The organism is Streptomyces sp. NPDC018026 (assembly GCF_044327745.1).
Lineage (GTDB): Bacteria > Actinomycetota > Actinomycetes > Streptomycetales > Streptomycetaceae > Streptomyces > Streptomyces rubrogriseus.
The window spans coordinates 174,442-195,103 of the sequence record NZ_JBIRFY010000001.1 but is presented as its reverse complement, the minus strand read 5'-3'; the positions used below and the strand labels follow the sequence as shown (position 1 = coordinate 195,103).

General features: G+C 70.2%; 17 protein-coding genes and 2 pseudogenes. 10 read left to right on the top strand and 9 right to left on the bottom strand.

Annotated elements, in window-relative coordinates; all coding sequences use genetic code 11:
• The first annotated feature begins 32 nt into the window (after positions 1-32).
• From ACH4D3_RS00830 to ACH4D3_RS00805, 6 genes and pseudogenes are all read left to right on the top strand, one after another.
• On the top strand, positions 33-1,148 hold the full coding sequence (locus ACH4D3_RS00830; protein WP_333747769.1) for an NAD(P)-dependent alcohol dehydrogenase: 1,116 nt from the start codon (positions 33-35) through the stop codon (positions 1,146-1,148).
• Between the two features lie 146 nt (positions 1,149-1,294).
• On the top strand, positions 1,295-2,278 hold the full coding sequence (locus ACH4D3_RS00825) for an MBL fold metallo-hydrolase (protein ID WP_398314930.1): 984 nt from the start codon (positions 1,295-1,297) through the stop codon (positions 2,276-2,278).
• Between the two features lie 49 nt (positions 2,279-2,327).
• Positions 2,328-3,233, top strand: a complete 906-nt coding sequence (locus ACH4D3_RS00820; RefSeq protein ID WP_398314928.1) for an NADP-dependent oxidoreductase — start codon at positions 2,328-2,330, stop codon at positions 3,231-3,233.
• 52 nt (positions 3,234-3,285) lie between these two features.
• Positions 3,286-4,008: an alpha/beta fold hydrolase gene (locus tag ACH4D3_RS00815; protein ID WP_388527896.1), complete on the top strand. Its 723-nt coding sequence runs from the start codon at positions 3,286-3,288 to the stop codon at positions 4,006-4,008.
• Positions 4,009-4,163: 155 nt separating this feature from the next.
• A complete protein-coding gene (locus ACH4D3_RS00810; RefSeq protein WP_398314926.1) occupies positions 4,164-5,291 on the top strand; it encodes a Gfo/Idh/MocA family protein in 1,128 nt (375 codons plus the stop codon).
• A 117-nt stretch (positions 5,292-5,408) separates the two neighbouring features.
• A pseudogene (locus ACH4D3_RS00805) lies at positions 5,409-5,603 on the top strand (ISL3 family transposase); the annotation flags it as partial.
• A 172-nt stretch (positions 5,604-5,775) separates the two neighbouring features.
• Here ACH4D3_RS00805 and ACH4D3_RS00800 read toward each other — a convergent pair.
• The 5 genes from ACH4D3_RS00800 to ACH4D3_RS00780 form a co-directional block, all read right to left on the bottom strand.
• Positions 5,776-6,366 (bottom strand): antibiotic biosynthesis monooxygenase, encoded by a 591-nt coding sequence (locus ACH4D3_RS00800; RefSeq protein ID WP_398314924.1) that lies wholly within the window; start codon positions 6,364-6,366, stop codon positions 5,776-5,778.
• 27 nt (positions 6,367-6,393) lie between these two features.
• On the bottom strand, positions 6,394-7,833 hold the full coding sequence (locus tag ACH4D3_RS00795; protein WP_398314922.1) for an aldehyde dehydrogenase family protein: 1,440 nt from the start codon (positions 7,831-7,833) through the stop codon (positions 6,394-6,396).
• Between the two features lie 158 nt (positions 7,834-7,991).
• Positions 7,992-10,763 (bottom strand): ATP-binding protein, encoded by a 2,772-nt coding sequence (locus tag ACH4D3_RS00790; protein WP_398314920.1) that lies wholly within the window; start codon positions 10,761-10,763, stop codon positions 7,992-7,994.
• Positions 10,763-11,665 carry an LLM class flavin-dependent oxidoreductase gene (locus tag ACH4D3_RS00785; protein ID WP_030869077.1) on the bottom strand — a complete coding sequence of 301 codons (903 nt, stop codon included), beginning with the start codon at positions 11,663-11,665 and terminating at the stop codon, positions 10,763-10,765. Before ACH4D3_RS00785 ends, ACH4D3_RS00790 begins: the two co-directional genes overlap by 1 nt.
• The gene (locus ACH4D3_RS00780) at positions 11,662-13,902 is read right to left on the bottom strand and encodes an FAD-binding protein (RefSeq protein ID WP_398314918.1); all 2,241 of its coding nucleotides are present in this window, start codon (positions 13,900-13,902) and stop codon (positions 11,662-11,664) included. The genes ACH4D3_RS00785 and ACH4D3_RS00780 overlap by 4 nt, the downstream gene beginning before the upstream one ends.
• Positions 13,903-14,021: 119 nt before the next feature.
• Here ACH4D3_RS00780 and ACH4D3_RS00775 point away from each other — a divergent pair, with 119 nt between their 5' ends.
• Positions 14,022-14,414, top strand: a complete 393-nt coding sequence (locus ACH4D3_RS00775) for a helix-turn-helix domain-containing protein (protein WP_003977857.1) — start codon at positions 14,022-14,024, stop codon at positions 14,412-14,414.
• A gap of 109 nt (positions 14,415-14,523) precedes the next feature.
• Here the strand turns inward: ACH4D3_RS00775 and ACH4D3_RS00770 are convergent, their stop codons facing one another.
• Entirely contained in the window at positions 14,524-15,456 is a 933-nt protein-coding gene (locus ACH4D3_RS00770) for a zinc-binding alcohol dehydrogenase family protein (protein WP_398316596.1), read from the bottom strand.
• Positions 15,457-15,513: 57 nt separating this feature from the next.
• Positions 15,514-16,533, bottom strand: coding sequence for a zinc-binding dehydrogenase (locus ACH4D3_RS00765; RefSeq protein WP_388527917.1), 1,020 nt, complete (start codon positions 16,531-16,533; stop codon positions 15,514-15,516).
• 61 nt (positions 16,534-16,594) lie between these two features.
• Between ACH4D3_RS00765 and ACH4D3_RS00760 the strand changes: the two genes are divergently transcribed.
• Complete coding sequence (locus ACH4D3_RS00760; protein ID WP_003977860.1) at positions 16,595-16,903, top strand: helix-turn-helix transcriptional regulator; 309 nt, start codon at positions 16,595-16,597, stop codon at positions 16,901-16,903.
• A gap of 37 nt (positions 16,904-16,940) precedes the next feature.
• On the opposite strand, the pseudogene ACH4D3_RS00755 reads toward ACH4D3_RS00760, so the two are convergent.
• Both ACH4D3_RS00755 and ACH4D3_RS00750 read right to left on the bottom strand, forming a co-directional pair.
• Positions 16,941-17,087: pseudogene (locus tag ACH4D3_RS00755) on the bottom strand (NmrA family transcriptional regulator); the annotation flags it as partial.
• Positions 17,088-17,305: 218 nt separating this feature from the next.
• Positions 17,306-17,899 (bottom strand): hypothetical protein, encoded by a 594-nt coding sequence (locus ACH4D3_RS00750; protein ID WP_398314915.1) that lies wholly within the window; start codon positions 17,897-17,899, stop codon positions 17,306-17,308.
• 228 nt (positions 17,900-18,127) lie between these two features.
• On the opposite strand from ACH4D3_RS00750, the gene ACH4D3_RS00745 reads away from it, so the two are divergent.
• Both ACH4D3_RS00745 and ACH4D3_RS00740 read left to right on the top strand, forming a co-directional pair.
• Positions 18,128-19,846: a histidine kinase gene (locus ACH4D3_RS00745; RefSeq protein ID WP_388527926.1), complete on the top strand. Its 1,719-nt coding sequence runs from the start codon at positions 18,128-18,130 to the stop codon at positions 19,844-19,846.
• A gap of 91 nt (positions 19,847-19,937) precedes the next feature.
• Positions 19,938-20,597, top strand: a complete 660-nt coding sequence (locus ACH4D3_RS00740; protein ID WP_388527928.1) for a response regulator — start codon at positions 19,938-19,940, stop codon at positions 20,595-20,597.
• Positions 20,598-20,662: the final 65 nt, after the last annotated feature.

The window sequence follows — 20,662 nt, the reverse complement described above, 5'->3', positions numbered from 1 at the left end:
CCTCGCGGCGCTTCGCGGCAGGCTCACGGCGTATGACCACCTCCGCGCGCGCCGCTGTGCTCGAAGCGCAGGACGGGCCCTTCGAGTTCCGCGACATCGAGATCGAGGACCCGCGGTCCGACGAGGTACTCGTTCGCATGGTCGCGACCGGAATATGCGCGACCGACGCTCACGTGCGGGCACAGCGCATGGCAACGCCGCTGCCGGTGGTGCTGGGGCACGAGGGAGGAGGAGTCGTCGAACGGGTGGGGGCCGCTGTCACCACCGTCGAGCCCGGTGACCACGTCGTCCTCTCCTACCACTCGTGCGGCCGCTGCAAGCCGTGCATGTCCTCGCACGCGGCCTACTGCGACAACGTCTGGGCGGCCAACTTCGCAGGTGCCCGCCTGGACGGCTCGAACGGTCTCCACGTCGCCCACGGTGCTGAGCCGCACGGTCACTTCTTCGGCCAGTCCTCGTTCGCCACCCACGCCCTGACGCACCAACGGAACACGATCAAGGTCCCACGCGATCTGCCCCTCGACGTCATGGCTCCGCTGGGGTGCGGGCTGCAGACGGGCGCGGGGGCCGTACTCAAGGCCCTCGCCGTGCCGGCGGGAGCGTCCTTCGCGGTCTTCGGTGTGGGAGCGGTGGGCCTGGCGGCGGTCATGGCGGCACATGTCGCGGGTGCCACCACCATCGTCGCCGTCGACGTCGACGCCGGCCGCCTCGATCTGGCCCGCGATCTCGGAGCGACGCACCTCGTGGACCCCGGCCGGGTCGAGGATCTGACCGGCGCGCTCCGCGCCGTCGACGAACGCGGTCTGGAGTACGTCCTCGACACCAGCGGCCGCGCGGAGAACCTCGACGCCGGGGTCGGCGCCCTGGCCCCGATGGGCCGATTCGGCTTCGTGGCGTTCCACGAAGGAGCGGGCGCCGTACTCGACGCCGGCCGGCTCACGCTCGGCCAGTCGCTTCAGGGCATCATCCAGGGCGACGCCGTCTCGTCGCTCCTGATCAACGACCTTGCCCAGCTCTATCGAGCGGGCCGGTTCCCCATCGACCGACTGCTGTCCTTCTACGACTTCGCCGATATCAACACCGCGTTCGAGGACGCGGGCTCAGGCCGCGTCACCAAGGCGGTCCTTCGATTCACGTCACCGGGATAGCCCACCCGTTCCACAGCTTCCCAAGAACACAGAAAGGCGTCCCGTCGATGTGCCAGAGCAGTCAGAAACCCATCAGGGTCGAAGAAACCCCGAGCTTCTACGGGATCGAACCTTATGGGTTCCCTCGCGCGGGGGCGGACGACCCGTTGGACCCCGCGGACTATAACCCCCCGTATTTCCAGAGCGAGCACTTCCAGAAGTACGGCTACCACGTGGAAGAACTGCGCGGCGGCTTCTACTGGGTCACCAGTGCCGGCTACGACGCCGCGTTCGTGGTGACCGAGGAGGGCGTGGTCGCGATCGACGCACCCCCGACGCTGGGCGAGAACATGCTGGCGGCGATCGAGGACGTCACCGACCGACCGGTGACCCACGTCATCTACAGCCACTGGCACGCCGATCACATCGGCGCAGCCTCCGTCTTCGGTCCCGACGTCGAGATCGTCGCCCACCGCATCACCAAGGAACTCCTGGAGCGCTTCCCCGACCCGAAGCGCCCCCTGCCGACGAGGACGTTCGACGACGAACTCGTCCTCGAAGTGGGCGGCGTGAGCCTGCAGCTCTCCTACAGGGGAGAGAACCACTGCCCCGGCAACATCTTCATCTACGCACCGCGGCAGAAGGTGCTCACGGCCGTGGACATCGTCAGTCCGGGAAGCGTCACGTTCATGCACTGCGACGCCTCGCAGAACATCTCCGGCTGGTACGAGGCTCAGTCCCAGATCCTCGAATACGACTTCGACTACTTCGTCGGCGGGCACCACATGCATTACGGCACCTACGAGCAGGTGAAGCTGTGCGTGGAGTACTTCACCGACGTGCTCGAGGGGGCGACTGCGGCGGTCGAACGGTTCAGCCGCTCGGATGCGCTCGTCGACATAGTGACCGGCACCGGCTGGGACAGGATCTTCGTCGGTACCGAGAACTGGATCAGCTCCATGGCGAACTACACCACCCGCCACGTCCTCGAGAAGGAGACGAGCGACGGCCGGCTCTGGTGGGAACGGCTGGCGGGAGCCACCACCCAGACCAAGTACCACGCGTACACCGTGCTGGAATCGATCCGCCTCGAACGGCCCCGGCCCGACTACCGCCTGCGGGGCGAGAATCCTCCGGTCTTCCTGACCTGACACCGTTCTGAACGGTGCGAGCAAACCCTTGTATACGAGAAGGATCATCATGAAAGCCGTCGTCATCACCTCGTTCGGCGAACCCTCCGTGTTGCGGGTTGCGGAGGCTCCGCGACCGCTGCCGGGTCCGGGTCAGGTACTGGTGCGGGTTCACGCCGCGGGGGTGAACCCGGCGGAGATCCAGGCACGCGCCGGAGTGTTCCGCCTGCGTGCTCCCGCCATCATCGGATTCGAATTCGCCGGCGTCGTCGAGGCGGTCGGCCCGGGCGTCGACGAGGGCGTGGTCGGCGACCGCGTCGCCGGGTGGCCGGACTCCGCCACCCAGGGCTCGTACGCCGAGTACACGGTCAGCAGCAACTTCGCGACGATCCCCTACGGCGTTTCCTTCGAGGAGGCCGCGGCTACTGTCATCGGCGCCGACAACGCGGCGAGGGCTCTCGGGCTTCTGAACATTCGCCCGGGTGAGACGCTCGTGGTCACCGGCGCGAGCGGTGCTCTGGGCGGCGCCGCCGTGCAGTTCGCGCGACAGCGCGGCGTGACGGTGATCGGCGTCGCCGGAACTGACAACGCCGACTTCGTCAGGAGTCTCGGAGCGACCCCTGTCGCCCACGGCCCGGGCCTGGTCGATCGCATCCGTGCCGCCGCTCCGGGCGGGGTCGACGCCGCGCTCGACACCGCCGGCAAGGGGCTCCTTCCCGCCCTCGTCGATCTTCTCGGCGGCCCCGACCGGATCGTGACGCTCGCCGACCGCGATGCCGCACTGCACGGCGTCGTATTCAGCCCCGGGGGCAGCGGGAACCGCGACCGCGGCCCTGTCCAGGAAGCCCTGAATCTGATCGCCGCCGGCGCATGGACCGCACGCATCGGCCGGAGCTTCCCACTCGACGAGGCCGCGGACGCTCATCGCCTCGTCGCCACGGGCCACACCCACGGCAAAGTCATCCTCCTTCCCTGACTCGGCCGACCGACCATTTCAACCACGACAACAAGCAACTGGAGAATCCGAAATGCCTGCAGTCCTCGTTCATGGTGTACCTGATACCCACCGGCTTTGGGACACCGTCCGTTCCCATCTTCAGCGCGAAGATATTTTGACGATCGATCTCCCCGGGTTTGGCGTCCCCCTGCCAGAGGGATTCACGTCGACGAAGGAAGAGTATCTCGATTGGCTCATTGAGAGGATCGAGGAAATCGGCGAACCCGTCGACCTGGTCGGTCATGACTGGGGGTCTCTGCTCACGGGCCGTCTCGCGTCGGTCCGACCGGAACTGGTGCGGACATGGACAGGCATCAGCGGCCCCATCGATCCGGAGTATCCGTGGCACTATCTTGCCAAGATCTGGCAAACGCCGGGCGAGGGCGAGCAGTGGATGGCGGACCTCGACCTCGAGGAGTTCGCAGCAAGTCTCAACGAGGCGCAGATGCCGCGCGACGCGGCAGACGAAGCGGTCCGGCATATCGATGCCACTATGAGGGCAAGCATTCTCGCCCTTTACCGTTCGGCGATCGAGGTCGGGGCGGAGTGGAAGCCAGGTCTGAGCAAGGTGACCGCACCAGCGCTAGTGATCTGGGGCCTGGACGATCCGTTCCTTCCTCACCGCTTCGCCGACGAGCTCGGTAATGCCACACGCGCACGTGCCGTCTTCAAGCTGCGCAGCTCGCACTGGCCGATGATAGAGCGTGCGGCCGATGTCGCGCGCGAACTCGAGGCCCACTGGGCTCACGTGTAGAACTAGCGCTTGGGTCACTCGGGCTCACCATGGCGAACGGCAATAATTGCTCGCTCGCCATGGTGAGCCCGAGTGCCCACGCATGTGTCCGGAAACGAATCATCGTGACGCAGCCCGGAGAGCGATTCCGGGCTGCACATGGCAGGAGCATCCTCATGACGAATTCAGCACATACCCAGATCGGCGTCGGTATTATCGGGGCCAGTGCCGATCGGGGTTGGGGCGGAATTGCTCACGTCCCGGCGCTGCAGGCGCTCGACGCGTTCCAGATCCGCGCCGTCAGTACGACTCGTATGGAGAGCGCGAACGCGACCGCTCGTCGGCTGGGCGCCGATCTCGCCTTCGACACTCATGAGGCTCTGGTCGTGCGACCGGAGGTCGACCTGGTGGTGGTCGCGGTCAAGGTGCCGGATCACGAGAAGATCGTTTCCGACGCGCTGGCCGCGGGCAAGATGGTTTATTGCGAATGGCCGCTCGCAAGAAACCTGTCGGAGGCCGAAGCGCTGGAGGGGTTTGCCCGCGAGCGGCGGCTGCGGACGGTTGTCGGGTTGCAGGGCGGCCTGCACCCGCCGATCCTCTTCCTTCGCGACCTCATCGCGCAAGGCGTGATCGGCAAGCCGCTCAGCACGAGCATCCGAGCGCATTTGTCCGACGACATGTGGGCCGGCCGATATGACCCGCCGGTCGAGTACATGGCTCACGCAAAGAATGGCGCCACGCTGCTGAGCATCATGCTCGGCCACGGGCTCGAACCGCTTGCGCGCGTGCTCGGCACGTTCGAGAGTCTGTCCGCCGTCGTCGCCAATCAGCGCGGTGACGGCGTCCGCCTGTCCGATGGCGCGACGCTGCCGAAGGACGCGCCGGATGAGATCGTCGTCGCCGGCGTTCTCGATGGCGGGATCGTCACCTCGCTGCACTACAGTGCCGGGCAGTCTGCCGGCTCGGCGCTGGTATGGGAGATCCAGGGCACCGAGGGCAGTGTGCGTGTGGAGTCGGCGTCGGGTTACATCCATTTCACCGATCTCACCATCACGCTGAGCCGCGGCAGCGAGCCTGCCCAAGTGCTACAGGTCCCTCCCGCTTATGCGGCTCCCGACCTGCAACTCGACGCACCCGCAGCGGGGGTCGCCCGCCTCTACGCCCAGTTCGCCGCCGACCTCCGCGACGGAACCGCCGATGCGCCGGATTTCACGGTCGCACTCGATCGCCACCGGGTACTCGAGGCGATCACACGGGCCGCTGAAACAGGTCATCGGCAGCATCTGTCCCGCCCGACCGAATGAACTCCCCTCTTTGAACCCGGGAGAGGCACTCCCGCAGGACCCGAGGAGATGGCGATCCGCGAGCCAGCCCTGACTTGATCACGCAGAGCTGACCCGCACCGTGTCGAAGGACTCTGCCAGCACGCGCGCCTCGAGGCGTTGTTCGCCATCTTCGAGCACGTCGAGGTCAAGGCGACCTGGGGCATCCACCAGCGCATGAATGCCGCTTACCGCGAGCCCGACCGCTCCCTCGGGAAGAAGGCCACGCAAGCGGTGATCAACGCCCTCGCCGGCGGCGTCCCGGCCGCGCTCGTCGAGTTGCGCACGCCGGGCGGCCCGCCGCGCGGACGGCGTACTTCCCGTCGTGGTGCCCGTCCGGGGCTCCGCATGCGACCCCGCCACCGTGATCAACCAGCCGCTGCGGGAGATCCGTGCCGGAGATCATGGAACTGTCCCGCTGAAAGCCGAGCCGCAAGACGGCGCGGTCCGCCCCGGGGCCGCCGCGTCATCGCGTCGGTCCCTCGCGCGCGGTCGAGCTGTCGGCATAGAGCCAACGGCGCAGGACGAGCGTCACAGCCGGCATCATCAGATACGTCATCAACGTACTGAAAAGCAGCGCGAGCATCAGCACCCGCGCCACAAGCGGCCAAGCACGGAGCGCCGGCCCCAGAAGACCGTTGCCGATCAGGGAGATCGGGAGTACGGCCGCGAAGGCGGCGAGCGCCATCTTCCAACGAGGCGGCGCCGTCGTGGGCGTGTCGTGCGCAGTGGTGAACAGGGTCTCCATTCCGGAGAGTTCGCGACGCGCCACCTCGCTCTGATGATGGCCCTCGCAGTGGTCGAACAGTGCGGCCCGCTCAGGTGACGTCGTCCAGTGCCGCGCGGACTCCTGGTCGCGGAACCGGTGGATCAGAACCCATGGCCCGGCGGCCGTGGCAGGCCGGAACAACCCGTCCCCCAGGTGTCCGGGAAACGCTGAGGCGGTGTCGGTCACCCGCCCGAACCACTCCCGGAAGTCCTGCTCGTAGCCGGGTTCCACAGCGCGCGCGGTCAGCAGGGTGACGTCGGCCGGGCCGACGTCGTCCGTCTCGGTCATCGATTCTCACTCCGCCGTCGAGAGCTGTCAGAGCTGCGGTGCCACATGCACGAGGTGCTTGGTCTCCTGGAATTCCTCGATCCCGCGGATGCCGTTCAGGCGGCCCACTCCCGACTGCTTGAAGCCGCCCTCCTCGAACTGGTCGTGGATCATGGCCCAGGTGTTGGTCCAGACGGTCCCGGCCTGCAGTTCGCGGCCGACGCGCAGGGGGCGGTCGACATCACGGGTCCAGATGCTCGCGGCCAGGCCGAACTCGGTGGCGTTGGCACGCGCGACGGCGTCGGCCTCGGAGTCGAACACCTCGAAGGTGGCGACCGGCCCGAACACTTCGCGCTGCACGATCGGCGAGGACACGTCGGCGACCTCGATCAGGGACGGGCCGAGGAGCGCCCGGTCCCGCTTGCCCCGCACGAGGACGGTGGCGTAGTCGGCCGCGGCGGCCACGGTCTGTTCGACCCGTTGGGCGTTTCCTTCGTCGATCATGGCGCCCATCTCGCTGGCGGGGTCGTCGCCGGGCCCGACCCGGACCGCTTCGAGGGCGGCGACGAGCCGCCGCCGGAGTTCGTCCGCCACGCCGCGCTGGACCAGTATCCGGCTGCCCGTCATGCAGAACTGGCCCGCGAACATGGTGACGGCCTTGGTGAGCACGGGCACGACGGCGTCCAGGTCGGCGTCGTCGAAGACGAGCATCGGCGTCTTTCCGCCCAGCTCCATGGACAGCGTTTTCAGCGTCGGGGCGGCCTGTTCCATGATCACGCGGCCGACCGCGGTGGAGCCGGTGTAGCTGAGCACGTCGACGTCCGGGGAGGAGACCAGCTCCGGAGCCCCGGCGTTGCCGCTCTCGGTGAAGACGTTGAACACGCCCGGGTCCAGGCTCGGCGTGTCGGCGACGATCTCGCTCAGCACTCCGTTGACCAGGCCGGTCTGCGCCGGCATCTTCATGACCACGGTGCAGCCGGCCGCCAGGGCGGGTGCGAAGGAACGCGCCGAGAGGATGACCGGTGAGTTCCACGGCACGATCACCGCGGCGACGCCCGCGGCTTCGCGCAGGGTCATCGAGTACATGCCGGGCCGTACTTCGCCGGCCCTGCCGTGGTCGGTGAGGGCCAGCGCCGCGTGGTAGCGGAGCTTGGGGATGGTGCCTTCGACTTCGATGGCCGCCTCGGAAAGCACTTTCCCGTTCTCCCGCGCCAGGAGGGTGATCAGTTCGTCCTTGCGCTGCTCGAGCCGGTCGGCCAGTTCGTGCAGCGCTGCCGCACGCCGGTGACGGTCGCGGGACCAGGCGGTGGAGTCGAAGGCCCTTCGGGCCGCGGCCACGGCGGCCCTCGCCTCCCGCGCACCGCCGTCGGCGAAGGTACCGAGCAGGCCGTTGGTCGCGGGGCTGCGGGACTCGCCGCGGGAACTGGAGTCCTGCCACTGCCCGTCGATGTAGTGGCGCGTGTGGGGCAGGTTTTCGGACTTGGGCATGAGGTGACCTCTCGTCATGCGTCGCACGGCGTTTCGCCGCGGGTACGCGGGACAACGTCAGCGACGCTACAAATCAGGACCGGTGAGCGAATCGGGCGGGCAATCCGTCACTTCCGCCGGAGGCGTCGCGCGCCCTCTCCGCCGCGGCCTCCCTGTGCTCACGGTGGCTCACAACCGGCGTGGAGGTGGCTCAGCTCGGTTCGGGTGTTGATGCCGAGCTTGGCGAACACGTTCCCGAGGTGGTGGCCCACGGTGCGGTGGCTGATCCGCAGCTGTACGCCGATCTCGCGATTCGTAAGCTGTTCGGCGGCCAGTTCGGCGACTCGCTGTTCCTGGGCGGTGAGCCGGTTCATCGCCCTGGTGTCCGAGCTTCCCCGGCGTCCCGGCGCTCCGGTGAGGTCCTGCTCGCGCTGCGCGCGTTGGCGCAGCGGCTCGGCACCGAGCCGCTCGAACGCCTCCAAGGCGGCGCCGATCCGGACGCGCGCATCGGTCCGTCGGCGGCCCCGTCGCAACCACTCGCCGTAGGACAACTGAGCGCGCGCGTAGAGCAGCGCATGGGATCGGGCACCCGGCACGTCGAGTGCGGCCCGGAAGGCACCCTCGGCCCGGGCGCCGCCGAGGAGCCCGCGCGTGACGTGCGCGGCACAGCGGGCCCACGGCGCTCCCGTGCGCCGCGCCCAGGCTTCGAGCACCCGTACCCGTTCGTCCGCGAGGTCGCTCCTGCCGACGCGCACGGCCGCCTCGGCCGTGTCGAGAGCGGCCAGGAGCGCGAAGGTCGGGTGTTCCGCGCCATGGCCCGGCTCGGTCAGGCGCACCAGGATGTCCAGTGCTTCCTCGGGGCGCTCGCGAAACAGCGAGGCCATGCCGCGGTTCCAGTACGCGGCGGCGCTCAGCGCGCGGACGCCCTGCGGGAGTGACGTCTCCAGAGTCCTGGCGGTGGCCTCCGCGACGGCGCGTTCGTCACCACGCGCCGCGGCGAGCCAGCCCAGGCTGGTGCGGCAGTGGGAGGCGATGTGGTCGGCACCCAGGTCCTGGGCCAGCCGCAGTCCCTCCGCGGCCGAGGACTCCGCTTGCGGCCAGCCGCCGGCAGCGTTGTCCAGCATCGCGGTCTGGGCCAGGGCGGCGGCGAGCCGAGCGCGCTCGCTGCGCCGCCGCAGGCGCGGCAACCGGCGGCGCAGCGCATCCGCCATCGGCTCGTCGATCCCCCAGGCCAGGGCGAGGGGTGTCGGCGGCAGCAACGGCAGGATGGTCGTACGGACCCGCGCGGCGGCATCACCGAGGTCGGGGGTGTCCGCCGGCGCCGCGTCGGCGGACACGTCGTCGCTCCACCAGGCAAGCGTGCCGGGTAATCCGGTCCGGCCCGCGACGTCGTCTTCGAGCAGCAGCTCCAGCGCTCTGTCCCGCAGGTCGCCGCGTCCGACGGTCCAGGCGGCGCGCATGGCCAGCGTGCCCAGTTCCAGCGCCGTTCCCGGTTCCGGGACGCGCTTCATGTCGGTGATCAGGAAGTGGTGCGCCATCTCGGGCATGCCCCGGGCGAACTCCATGATCCCCCGCAGGCCCCGGCTCCGCCGGGCGACGTGAGCACCGGGGGCCAGCCGTTCCGCGTCATCGAGCAGGCGCTCCGCCGTGGCTGCCCACCCGGCGTCCCAGGAAGCCCTGGCCGCCTCGGCAAGGCGTTGTGAGGCGTCGATCGGTGCGGCCGACAGTTCGGCGGCCCGCCACCACGCCCGTGCCGCCGTGTTCGTGGCCCCGCGGAGCCGGGAGCGGACGGCGGTCCGTTCGAGGAGCCGCGCGACGTCCTCATCGCGTCCGTGGGCCAGGGCGGCGAGATGCCATGCGCGCTCCTCCGCCTCGTCCGGCATCGTGGCGGCCAGGGCGCGGTGAGCCCGGCGCCTCGTCGCGGCACCGCAGCCCTCGTAGACGGCTCTGCTCACGACCGGGTGCCGGAAACCGACGCGGTTGCCCGCCACGTGGAGCAGGCCCGCGTTGGTCACTTCCTCCCAGACGGCGTCACCGGCACCCGACGCACGTCCGGCCCGCTGCACCGTGAGCCGGTCGCCGTGCTCCTCGGCCGCCGCGAGCACGGTCAGCAACTGCGCCGGAGGGCTCAGGGCCTCGATCCTGGCACGGAAAGCCCGCTGCAGGCACGGCCCGACGGGCGGTCGTCCTCGCTTCCGGCGATGCTCGGCGTCGTCGAGGTCGCCCCCAAGCGTGGCCAGTTCGTGCAGCGCCAAGGGGTTGCCCCCTGCCTCCCGGACCATGCTCCGCGTCGTCGCCTCGTCGGTGAGCGGCGCCACGGCCGCCACAAGCTGCCGCGCGCTCTCGTCGCTCAGGCCGTCGACCCGCACGTCGGCCACGCCTTCCCAGGGCCGGCCAGCCGGATCGCTGTGATCGGCGAGCACGACGACCACGGGATGCGCTCCCACACGTCGGGCGACGAACCCCAGGCACAGCGCGGTGGCCTCGTCGAGCCACTGCCCGTCGTCCACCACGACGAGCACGGGCTGCCGCTCGGCGAGTCCGCGGAGCAGCGACAGCACGGCCGCCCCGACCACCAGGCGGTCCGTCGGCTCACCGCTCAGCCCGAGCGCGGTACGCACAGCGGCGGCCTGGGCCGTCGCCAGCAGCTCGACACGATCGGCCAGCGGTCGCAGCAGCCCGTGCAGCCCCGCGAAAGCCAGGTCCGACTCGGGCCGGGTGGCCGAGTGGCTCAGCCGGACGAAGTCCGCGGCCTGGCCATGCACGTGGCGAAGCAGAGCTGACTTGCCGATACCCGGCTCGCCCCACACTACGAGCGCGCCACCGCTCCCGCCGCGGGCCTGCGTAAGCAGCCCGTCGAGAACCGCGGTCTCCTCGCGGCGTCCGAACAGCTCCGTCGGCGCTGCCCCTGTCGCAGCTTGGTCACCGGGCCCGCCACGCGCGCACCGCATCACGTCACGCGTTCGGACTGGACGAGTTCGCGGGCGCGCGGCGCGACCTCGTGACCGAAGAGGTTCAGGTCGGCAGGCTCGTCCGAGGCGAGGATGAACCCGGACACGCCGTACTGCAGGGCGAGGTCGGCGATCTGTTCGGCCCAGTCGCCGGGAGTCCCCTGCAACAGGCCGCCGCCGGCGCCGGACGTGAATCGGCCGCTCAGGTTGAGCAGGCGGCTGACCGCCGCGGGCTCCCGACCGGCGGCGGAGGCGGCCTCGTCGATCTGCTCGTTCATCGCGCGCAGCGATGCCGGGCCCTCGGGCAGGAAACCCAGGGAGGGTAGCCAACCGTCGGCGATCCTGCCCGTCAGCCGGAGCATGCGCGGCTTGTAGGCACCGATACGGATCGGGATGCGATGGGCGGGTGCCGGACCGCGCTTGGCGCCGTTCACGGTGTAGAACTCCCCGGTGACACGGAGGGGACCGGTCTCGTCGGTGGCCCACAGCCCTCGGATCACGCCCACGGCCTCCTCCACCGCCCGCACGGCCTGGGCCGGTTCGAGCCGGCGGCCTCCCATCGCGACGATGCCGTCCCAGAACGCGCCCGCGCCGATGCCCAGTTCGACTCGCCCGCCGGTCAGCCGGTCCAGGCTCGCGGCGGCGCGGGCCAGCACGGCCGGGGGCCGCAGCGGAAGGCTCAGCACGTTGCCGCTGATCCGGATCCGTTCGGTGCGTGCGGCGACGTACGACATCAGGGTCCAGGTGTCCTGGAACGCCGACTGGTAGGGGTGGTCCTGGAAGCTGACCAGGTCGAGGCCGGCCCTCTCGGAGGTCTGGGCCAGCTCGACCGGCGCCTGAGGCGGGTGGGCGGTGGGGGTGATGAAGCTGCCGAACCACAGTTCGTGGCCGTAGTCGCTCATGGGGTGCTTCCTCCGGGGTGGTTCGCGGCGGGTGTGAGGGCGAAGTTGTCGCCGAACACGCCCTCGGGGTCGTAGACGCTCTTCAGCTCACGCAGACGCGTGAGGGTCCGTGGGGGCCAGGCCGCGGTGATCCGCTCGGGCCGGAGGCTGGACTCGAAGCTGATGTAGAGGCCGTCGAGGAAAGGGCTCAGCCGGGCCCAGGCCCGGTCGACCACCTCGTCGGCACCGCCCATCACCACCAGCGAGAAGTTCGCGTCGCGGTGGGCGTAGGCCGTGGCGTCCGCGGGAACATCGGCGACGGCGCCCCCGACCGAGCGGAGCTGGAACCATCCGATCGCGCCGCTGCGGATCATCTGAGCCGCCGCCGCAGCGAACTGCGGGGTCACGTGCCGGAGCAGCCCGCTGCGTGAGACCGGTTCACCCTGGGAGACCGGTGGGTCGTCGCTCGCGTTGTCCATCACGGCCGCGTAGGAGGTGATGACGATGTCCTGGGCATACATCGCGGAGATCGCGGCCAGTGGCTCCAGCCGGGCGCGCACGGTCTCCGGGTCCGAGGAGTCGACCATGGTGTGGCTCACCGCGAGCGCCGGACGTCCGCCGCGCGGGGGCGGCACGATGACGAAGCTGGTGAGGTCTCGCGGTGAGTCCTCGACCGCCCGGCCCCACTCGACGAGGTAGCGCTCGAGGTCGCTCGCGTCCTGGGTGAGCCGGGCGAAGGCGACCGCGCCCACGTCGTCGGCCTCGAACTCGAAGGCAGTGACGATCCCGAAGTTCGCGCCCGCCCCTCGCACGGCCCAGAAGAGATCGGGGTTCTCCACATCGTCGGCCCGCACGACGGAGCCGTCCGCGAGCACCATCTCCACGGCCCGCAGGCGGTCGATGGTCAGTCCGTGCCCGCGCGCGAGGTACCCGATGCCCCCCGCCGTGGCGAGGCCGCCCACCCCGACGCCCCCGTAGTCGCCCGAACTCAATGCCCAGCCGTAGGGCTCCAGTGCGGCCGCCACCTCGGCCCAGCGCGCACCCGGGCCGATGCGCACCCGGCGTGTCTTCCTGTCGAGCACCTCGATCGCATTCATCAGTGACACGTCGATGACGATCCCGCCGTCATTGGTGGAGCGGCCGGAGACCCCATGTCCGGCGCTTCGCCGAGACAGGGCCACGCCGGGATGCCGGCGGGCGAACGCGAGCGCCTGGGTCACCTGCTCGTTCGTCGCCGCCCGCAGGATGATGCCGGGCGCACCGCCGCGCAGGTATCCGGACCGCAGCCGGGCGTAGGCCGGATCACCGGGCTCGACGACCTCGGCCATCTCCGGCGGAGCGCCCTCGTAGTCGATCCCCGGTCGGCGCCTGGCGCGCACGGCGGACCGCCGGACCCGCGCGCCCGACCATCCGCGCAAAAGCACCGCGTCCACGGCCGCCCGCAGGGCCGGGGCGACCTCGCTCGCGAAGCCTGCCGCGACGTCTCGCTCCTCGGTGTCCAGCACGATGGTGCCCACCCCGTGCTCGACGACGAGTGGCAGCAGGTCGTTCACCCAGTCCGCGGCGGTCCCGGTGAACCTGCCTGTCCGCTCGCCGAAGCCACCGCGGATCGTGACCCGTCTGCGGATCTCGCGGGGATCGCGGCCTGCCCCTCGCGCCGCCTCGTCGACTGCGCGGTTGCCCTGCGTCAGCGTGGCGGCGTCGCACCCCGTCGACCACTCGTCAGCCCGCAGTCCGACCAGCCGGAGCAGGTCCTGGCCCTGGCCGTCCACGGAGATCGGCACGTCGTGCGCGGGCGCGGCCTTCTCAGCCCCCGCGAGACGGTAGAAGCGGCCGGTGAACCGGCCGAGGCCACGGTCGAGGACATTCCAGAGCTCGCGGACGACGGCGATCGCCTCACCCAGTGCCGCGACCGAATCGGCTGTCCCGGACGCGGCGGCTGACGGGCCCGCCCGGAAAGCCAGTTCGACCCTGCCTTCGGTGAGCCGGTCCAGGCCCGCGACGGCTCGCGCGAGCATCGCCGGATGGAGGGTGTCGGGGCGTGCCTCCAGCACCAGTCCGAGAGAGACCGTAGCCCCGGCGATCCAGGCCGCCACAGTCGACGGTTCGAGATCGTCGCCGGCGGTTCCGGCCGGGACGACCAGCAAGTCCAGTCCCCACTGCTCGGCCAGGCCCGCCACTTCGGCCAACCGGCCGGGTCCGCAGTCGGCGTCGGAGGGCAGGTGCAGCCCGAACCTCAGCGGGTGCCCGTAGTTCATAGCGCGTGGTGACAGGCCGAGTATGCGTTCATGGGCCAAGGCTGCACGGCGATGATCACAGGCGACAAGCAAGACATGACCAGGTCATCAAAAGTGACACGCTCCAGTATCGTGACCGTATGACCGGTCCCCGACAGCCCGATGACTCCTCCGCCACCGCGGGCCAGAGCCGCCCGGAAGCAGGCTACGAACACATCGACGACGACGTGTGCCGCAGTTTTCAGCGCTCGGTCGAGATCGTGGGCAAGAAGTGGAGCGCCGCGGTGCTCCTGGCGGCGATGCGGGGCGCGCGCCGATTCGTCGACTACCGAGCGCGGATCCCCGGAATCTCGAACCACCTTCTGTCCCAGCGTCTGCGTGAGCTCGAGGGCCACCGACTCATTGAGCGGCTCGTGGTACCGACGACGCCGGTCCAGATCACGTACCGGCCCACCGAACAAGGTGCCAGCCTGATGCGCGTCCTGCATCCGCTGATCGAATGGAGCGCCAAGAACCAGGACATGGACACCTGACGAACTGGTCGCAGGCCGCCCACGCACTCGATCCGTCGCGTACCGGGACCGGTGGTCGCGCGGGCGGCCGCTCGCGGTGTGGCTTCAGCAATGCGGGGACAGGAACGGGTTACGGGACCAGGACGATCTTTCCCGTGGTGTGGCCGGCCATGATCTCGCGGTGGGCGGTGGCGGCCTCGCGCAGGGGGTAGCTGTCCGCGATCACAATGCGCAGGCGGCCTGCTGTCGCGGCTTCCGTGAGCTGCAGGCGGGCGGCTTGGCGGATCTCGGTACCGGGATCCGCGCCCGGCACACCACCCAGGAGCTTGATTCCCGCGCGAGCCCCGCGCTCGTGGCCCGCGATGGTGGCGATACGCAAGCGGTCCGGCACGAGCTCCACGGAGACGTCCACCGCCTCCTCGGTGCCCACGAGATCGGCGGCCGCGTGCACGCCCTCCGGCGCCACCGCGCGCACCCTGTCCGCCAGCCCCGGCCCGTAGACGACCGGGATCGCTCCCAGCTCTCGCAGGAGGTCGTGCTTGGCCCGGCTCGCCGTGGCCACTACCGTCGCGCCGCGTGCCACCGCGAGCTGCACGGCCACGAGACCGACGCCTCCCGCGGCACCGTGGATCAGCACCGTCTCGCCCTTGCCCAGGCCGACCGCCTCAAGCGTGTGTACGGCGGTGACCCCGGCGGCCAGCAGCCCGCCGGCCTGCTCCCAGGACAGGGCGACGGGCTTCGGCACCACGGACGAGGCGGGCACGACGATTTCGGCGGCGTAGGCGCCCGGCGCGGTGTAGGTGATCACTTCGTCACCCACCGCGATCGGGCCCGCGGGGCCGATCGCGTCGGCACCGACCGCTGTCACCACGCCCGCCGCCTCGACACCGAGCCGCACCGGCAGTCTCTCCGGATCGACACCGAAGGCGCCGCTGTACGACTTGTAGTCGAAGGGATTGACGCCGGCCGCGCGGACCGTGATCCGTACCTCGTTCGGCCTCGGCTCCGGGACGGCGACATCGATCACCGACAGGACCTCGGGACCCCCGTACGCGCCCGCCACTACCGCAGTTGTTTCGCTCATACGAGACGACAACGGGTGCGCGAGGCGCCCCATTCCTCAGGTCCGGGCCGCCGCCGCGTGCGGGGTCTCGTCCACGGGATGCACGGCGAGAGCGATCTTGCCGCGCGGGCGTTGGCGTCCTTCGTCGGCGGAGCCGCCTTCCAAGAGGCTGTGGGCGTGGGCGACGTCGGCCAGCGGCAGCACGGCGCCGATCACCGGCCGGAGTTCGCCCTGGTCGACCAGGCGGCCGAGGGCCTCGAGTTTTGCCCGGCCGGGACTGACGAAGAGAAAATGGTAGGTCGCGTTCACGCCCCAAGCAGCGAGGAGGTTCTGCGGCTCGGGAATGTCCACGATCGACACCACGCGGCCTCGGTCGGCCAGAGCCAGCGGACTGCGGGTGAGGGTGTCCCGGCCCACCGTGTCCAACACGACGTCCACCCCGCCCAGGGCCTGCACCTGCGGCACATAGTCACCGGCCGAGAAGTCGATCGTAACGTCCGCTCCCAGCCGGGTGACGAAGTCGTGATCCCTCGCCCGCGCGGTAGTGACCACCTCGGCCCCCAGCGCACGTGCGACCTGGATGGCGACCGAACCGACCCCGCCCGCGCCGCCGTGCACCAGGACCCGCTCCCCGGTCCGCACTCCGGCCCGTTCGACCAGCGCCTCCCACGCCGTCACCCCCACGAGAGCGAGACCGGCGGCCTCGACATGCGACAAGCGGGAGGGCTTGCGGGCGACCAGGGCCTGGTCGACCACGTGGAACTCGGCATAGGTTCCCTGACCGGTGAACACCGGCGCCAAGTACCAGACCTCGTCGCCCGGACGGTAGTGGCCCGCCCCCGTGCCGGTCTCGACCACCACGCCGGACACGTCGTTGCCGATCACCGCCGGCAGCGCCACCTGGTCGCGGTAGTCGCCGCGGCGGGTCTGCAGGTCCAGGGGATTCACGGAGGTGGCCATGACCTTCACCAGCAGCTGGCCGGGCCCAGGGCTGGGCATGGGCCGTTCCCGTACCGCGAACGCGGTGTCCGCACCACCGAAACGGACGAGTTCCATCACGCGCATCGAAGAGGACATACGGCGAAGATAAATCGTCGTATCGCGAATCGTCAATATGAAAATGGGTTACGATCACGTCGTGTTCTCGGAAGAGCAGTTGCTGTCCGTATTCCGGGCCCTGTCCAACCCCGCCCGCCGCCAGATGCTGGTGTGGCTCAAGGACCCCATGAGCTTCCCCGGCCAGAAGGCCGAGGACGTCGAGATCGGCGTCTGCGTGACCGACATCCAGCGGCGCATGGGCCTGGGACAGTCCACCACCTCCCAGTACCTCACCATGCTGCGGCAGGCAGGGCTGGTGGTCGCCACCCGACGCGGCAAGTGGACCTACTACCGCCGCGACGAGGCGAACATCGCCCGCCTCCTGGAGACCCTGCGCGACGTGTTCTAGCGCCTGGCCCCGGTACGGCGCCCCGGTGCGGCCGGTCTCAGCGGAACGCGGTGACGTTGCGGGCGGCCCAGTCGGCGAAGGGGCGCGGCGCGCGGCCCAGGACCCGTTCGACGTCCGGGCTGACGCGCTGCTCGGCCGGGCTCGGGTTGCCGACGATGTCCAGGGTGTCGTCGGCGAGTTCGGCACCGGCGCAAGGGCAGTGGCGTTACTCCGGCGCGTACTGGTCGTCCTACGAAGTGTGGGATGCGCTGCCGCCCGCAGAACTGGAGAGCATGCGCATCCTGCTGGATACCGAGGCCCGTGGCTGTTCGAGGCCGGTCCGGAGGTATCCGGCCATGGGCCTGGAGCTTTCCCACCGGCGACATGGCCCACCTGCCCGCCGTCGGCGCCAGTCTCTTCGGGTCAACGGTCCTGGAACGTGTCCAGGGCCACGGCCTGGGCGACGGCCAGGCGGGGGTCCGGTCCGGGGGTGAGGATGTCGACCACGTAACGGTCCCGCAGACCCCACTTCCTGTCCACCTTCAGCACCTGCTTGCCTCCCGTCTCGAAGTCGAAGTGGTACGGCCACAGGAACGGCAGGTCCAGCGGCAGGAAGTCCCAGGCGCGGCGGAGCACAGCCACGAACCGGTTACGCTCCCGGCCGACGGCGGCCGGGAATCCGGGCTGGTCCAGCACCCAGGTCGAACGCACCAGGGAGGCGACGTCCTTCTCCTCGAAACCGCCGACAAGGTTGCCCTCCGCGTCCCACACGTCGTAGCCATCACCGGCGCCGCGAAGGCCGCGCTCCTCGATGGTGAACAGCACGCGGGTCCCGGACAGGCCGGTGTGGAAGGTGATCTTCTCCTTGGGCGAGAATCGCTTCACCTCGGCGCAGGCCACGACCTCGCCCTCAGAGCCGTCCGGCATCAGCTCGCTCACGGTGTAACGGCCGGCCTTGAGACGGTTCTCCTGCCGGACGGTGAAACGTCTGCCGGTCCACTGTCCCGCACTGTCCACTGTTCCGCTCCCGAAGCCGTCGTTCCCTGTGCCGCCGCTGAGTGCGTCCGGCGGAGCCATCGTCACCGGACCGCCCGCCCCTGCGGCAGTCTCCATAAGTCGTCACCCGTAACGACCAAAGAGGGCAGGAATCCCAGGAACCGATGCCTCCCCGACCCCCCTTCGTCGCGCGCGACCGCACCGAAGGAAGGATGCGGGCGTCAGAGGGCAGCCGTCTATCGTCTGCGCGTGGATGCTGCAGAAACTCCCCGTACCGGACCGTCGTTCCGCTTCCGTCTCGCCGCCGCCTCCGCCTGGCCCCGGCGGCGGATCGTCGGCGAGGCCGTGCTCACCCCAGTGCTCTCCGGGATCGCAGGCATCCTTCGCACGGCGGAGACCGGCTCCCTGGTACAGGGCGGGGCACTGGCCCTGGTCGTCGCCGTACTGTCCCTGGCGCGTCGCGCCCTGCCGGCGTCGGTACTGCTGGCCGCGTCAGCCCTGGCGGGCACCTTTCTCGGTGCGTTCGTCCTGCTGGTCTGCGCCGGATGGTCCGCCGGCAGCCGCATCGAGCGCCCGGCGCGGGCACTGGCCGCGTTCACGGCTGGTTTCGTGCTCCACCTTGTCGCCGGCGTGGCCAGCGCACCAGATGAAGACCTCGGACTGTCGGTGCTGGTGACCGTCGCACTTACCGGGGGGCCGTTCCTGGTGCTCGCGGTGGTGCCCGGTTTCGCCGCCCGGTACCGTGCCCAGCGGCACGCCCTGCTGGACGCCCTGCGGCGGCACAACGCCCAACTGGTGCGCGAACGGGCGATGGTGGCGCGCCAGGCCCGGCTGCTGGAGCGGCAGCGCATCGCCCAGGACATGCACGACAGCCTTGGCCACCAACTTGCCCTGATCGCCGTGCACACGGGGGCGCTGGAGGTGGACCCGGAGCTCAATGGCCGCCAGCGGGAAGGTGTGGGCGTCCTCCGGGAGGCATCCAGATCGGCGATGCGGGAGCTGCGCGAAGCCGTGGGCATCCTGCGCAACGACGCGGAGATGTCCGGGCCCGGTCCGCAGGAAGCCGGGCCCTCCTCGGACCGTGCCGCGGTTTCTGTCGACGAGCTGGTCGCGTCGTCGCGGGCGGCGGGCGCGACAGTGGAACTGCACCGATCCGGCGCCGAGCGACCCCTCACCCCCGCTGTCGACCGGGCGGCGTACCGCATCGCTCAGGAGGGACTGACCAATGCACACAAGCACGCGCCGGGCGCCCCGATCACGGTCGCGCTGCGCTACGAACCGGACAGCCTCGTAGTCGAGGTGGCGAACGGCCCAGTACCGGCCGGGGTTCCGGCCGCACCCCCCGCGATCAGCGGCCAACAGGGGCTGACGGGCCTGCGGGAGCGGGCCCGTCTGGTCGGCGGCATGGTGCACACCGGCCTCACCCCCGGCGGGGGCTTCCGCCTCGCCGGTGTGCTGCCGTACGCCGGTGGCGAGCGGCAGTCCCCTCCGGGCGGCGCGACTTCGGTGGCTGCGGACGACGACTTCCGAGGGCAGATCGGCGGGGCCTCGGCGGGAAATGGTGGTGGCGTCCTCGAACGCGCCGTACCGCACAAGGAGTTCACCGCCATCATGAGCAGCAAGAAGAACGCCGCCCTGGGATGCGCCGCCACCGCCGTGGTCCTCGTCGTGGGCGTCGGCGCCCTTCTGGTGTGGGGGGTGTCGAAAGGGATCGACGAGTTGGAGAAGGGGGCCATACCGGCGAGCGTGTACGAGTCGGCTCGAGTCGGCGAGGCCGAGGCGGACCTGCGCGGGAAGTTGCCGGAAGGCGGCTCGTTGCTCACCGACGGCGTGGAGAAGCAGGGGCCTGCGCTGCCCGATGACGCGGCCTGCGAGCACTTCGTGGACGACGAGAAGGACATCGTCTACCGGTTCTGCTTCCGCGACGGGAAGCTCGCCTCCAAAGTGTCCTACACGTGGAACCCCTGACCCGAGGTCTGTGACCGCGCTCCCGGCCGGATCGGGCATGATGAGCTGGCCTGTTGTCCGCCTGTCACACCGATCCCGCGCAGGAGATCGCATGATCCGGGTTCTCATCGCCGACGACGAGCCGCTCATCAGAGCAGGCATCAGAATGATCCTCACCTCCGCCGGGGACATCGAGGTCGTCGCCGAGGCACGGGACGGCCGGGAGGCGGTGGACACCGCTCGGAGCACCGCGGTCGACGTGGCCCTGCTGGACATCCAGATGCCCGTGATGGACGGGCTGACCGCACTGGCCGAACTGGGCCGTGCCGCGCCGGGGGTACGGGTGCTGATCCTGACGACGTTCGGGGAACGCGACAACGTCCTGCGGGCGCTCGGCCACGGCAGTGCGGGCTTCCTGCTGAAGGACACCGCCCCGCAGGAGCTGATCCACGCAGTCCGCGCGGCGGCGGCCGGCAACGCTTACCTGTCCCCGGCCGCCACCCGCCACGTAGTGGACACCCTCGCCTCCCCCGCCACCGTGCGTGGCGAGGAGGCGCGCCGCCGCCTGGCCGGGCTGACCGCTCGCGAACGCGAGGTGCTGGCCCTGCTCGGCGAAGGACTGTCCAACGCGGCCGCCGGCGCCCGCCTGCATATGAGCGAGGCGACGGTGAAGACCTACGTCAGCCGCGTCCTCACCAAGCTCGACTGCGACAACCGGGTCCAAGCGGCGCTCCTGGCCCGCGACGCGGGCCTGGAGCCGTGCGCAGAGTGAACCTCAGCGCTCCGGCAAACCGTACGTGGAACGGATCTCCGAACTCACCCTCAGAGATGAGCCCC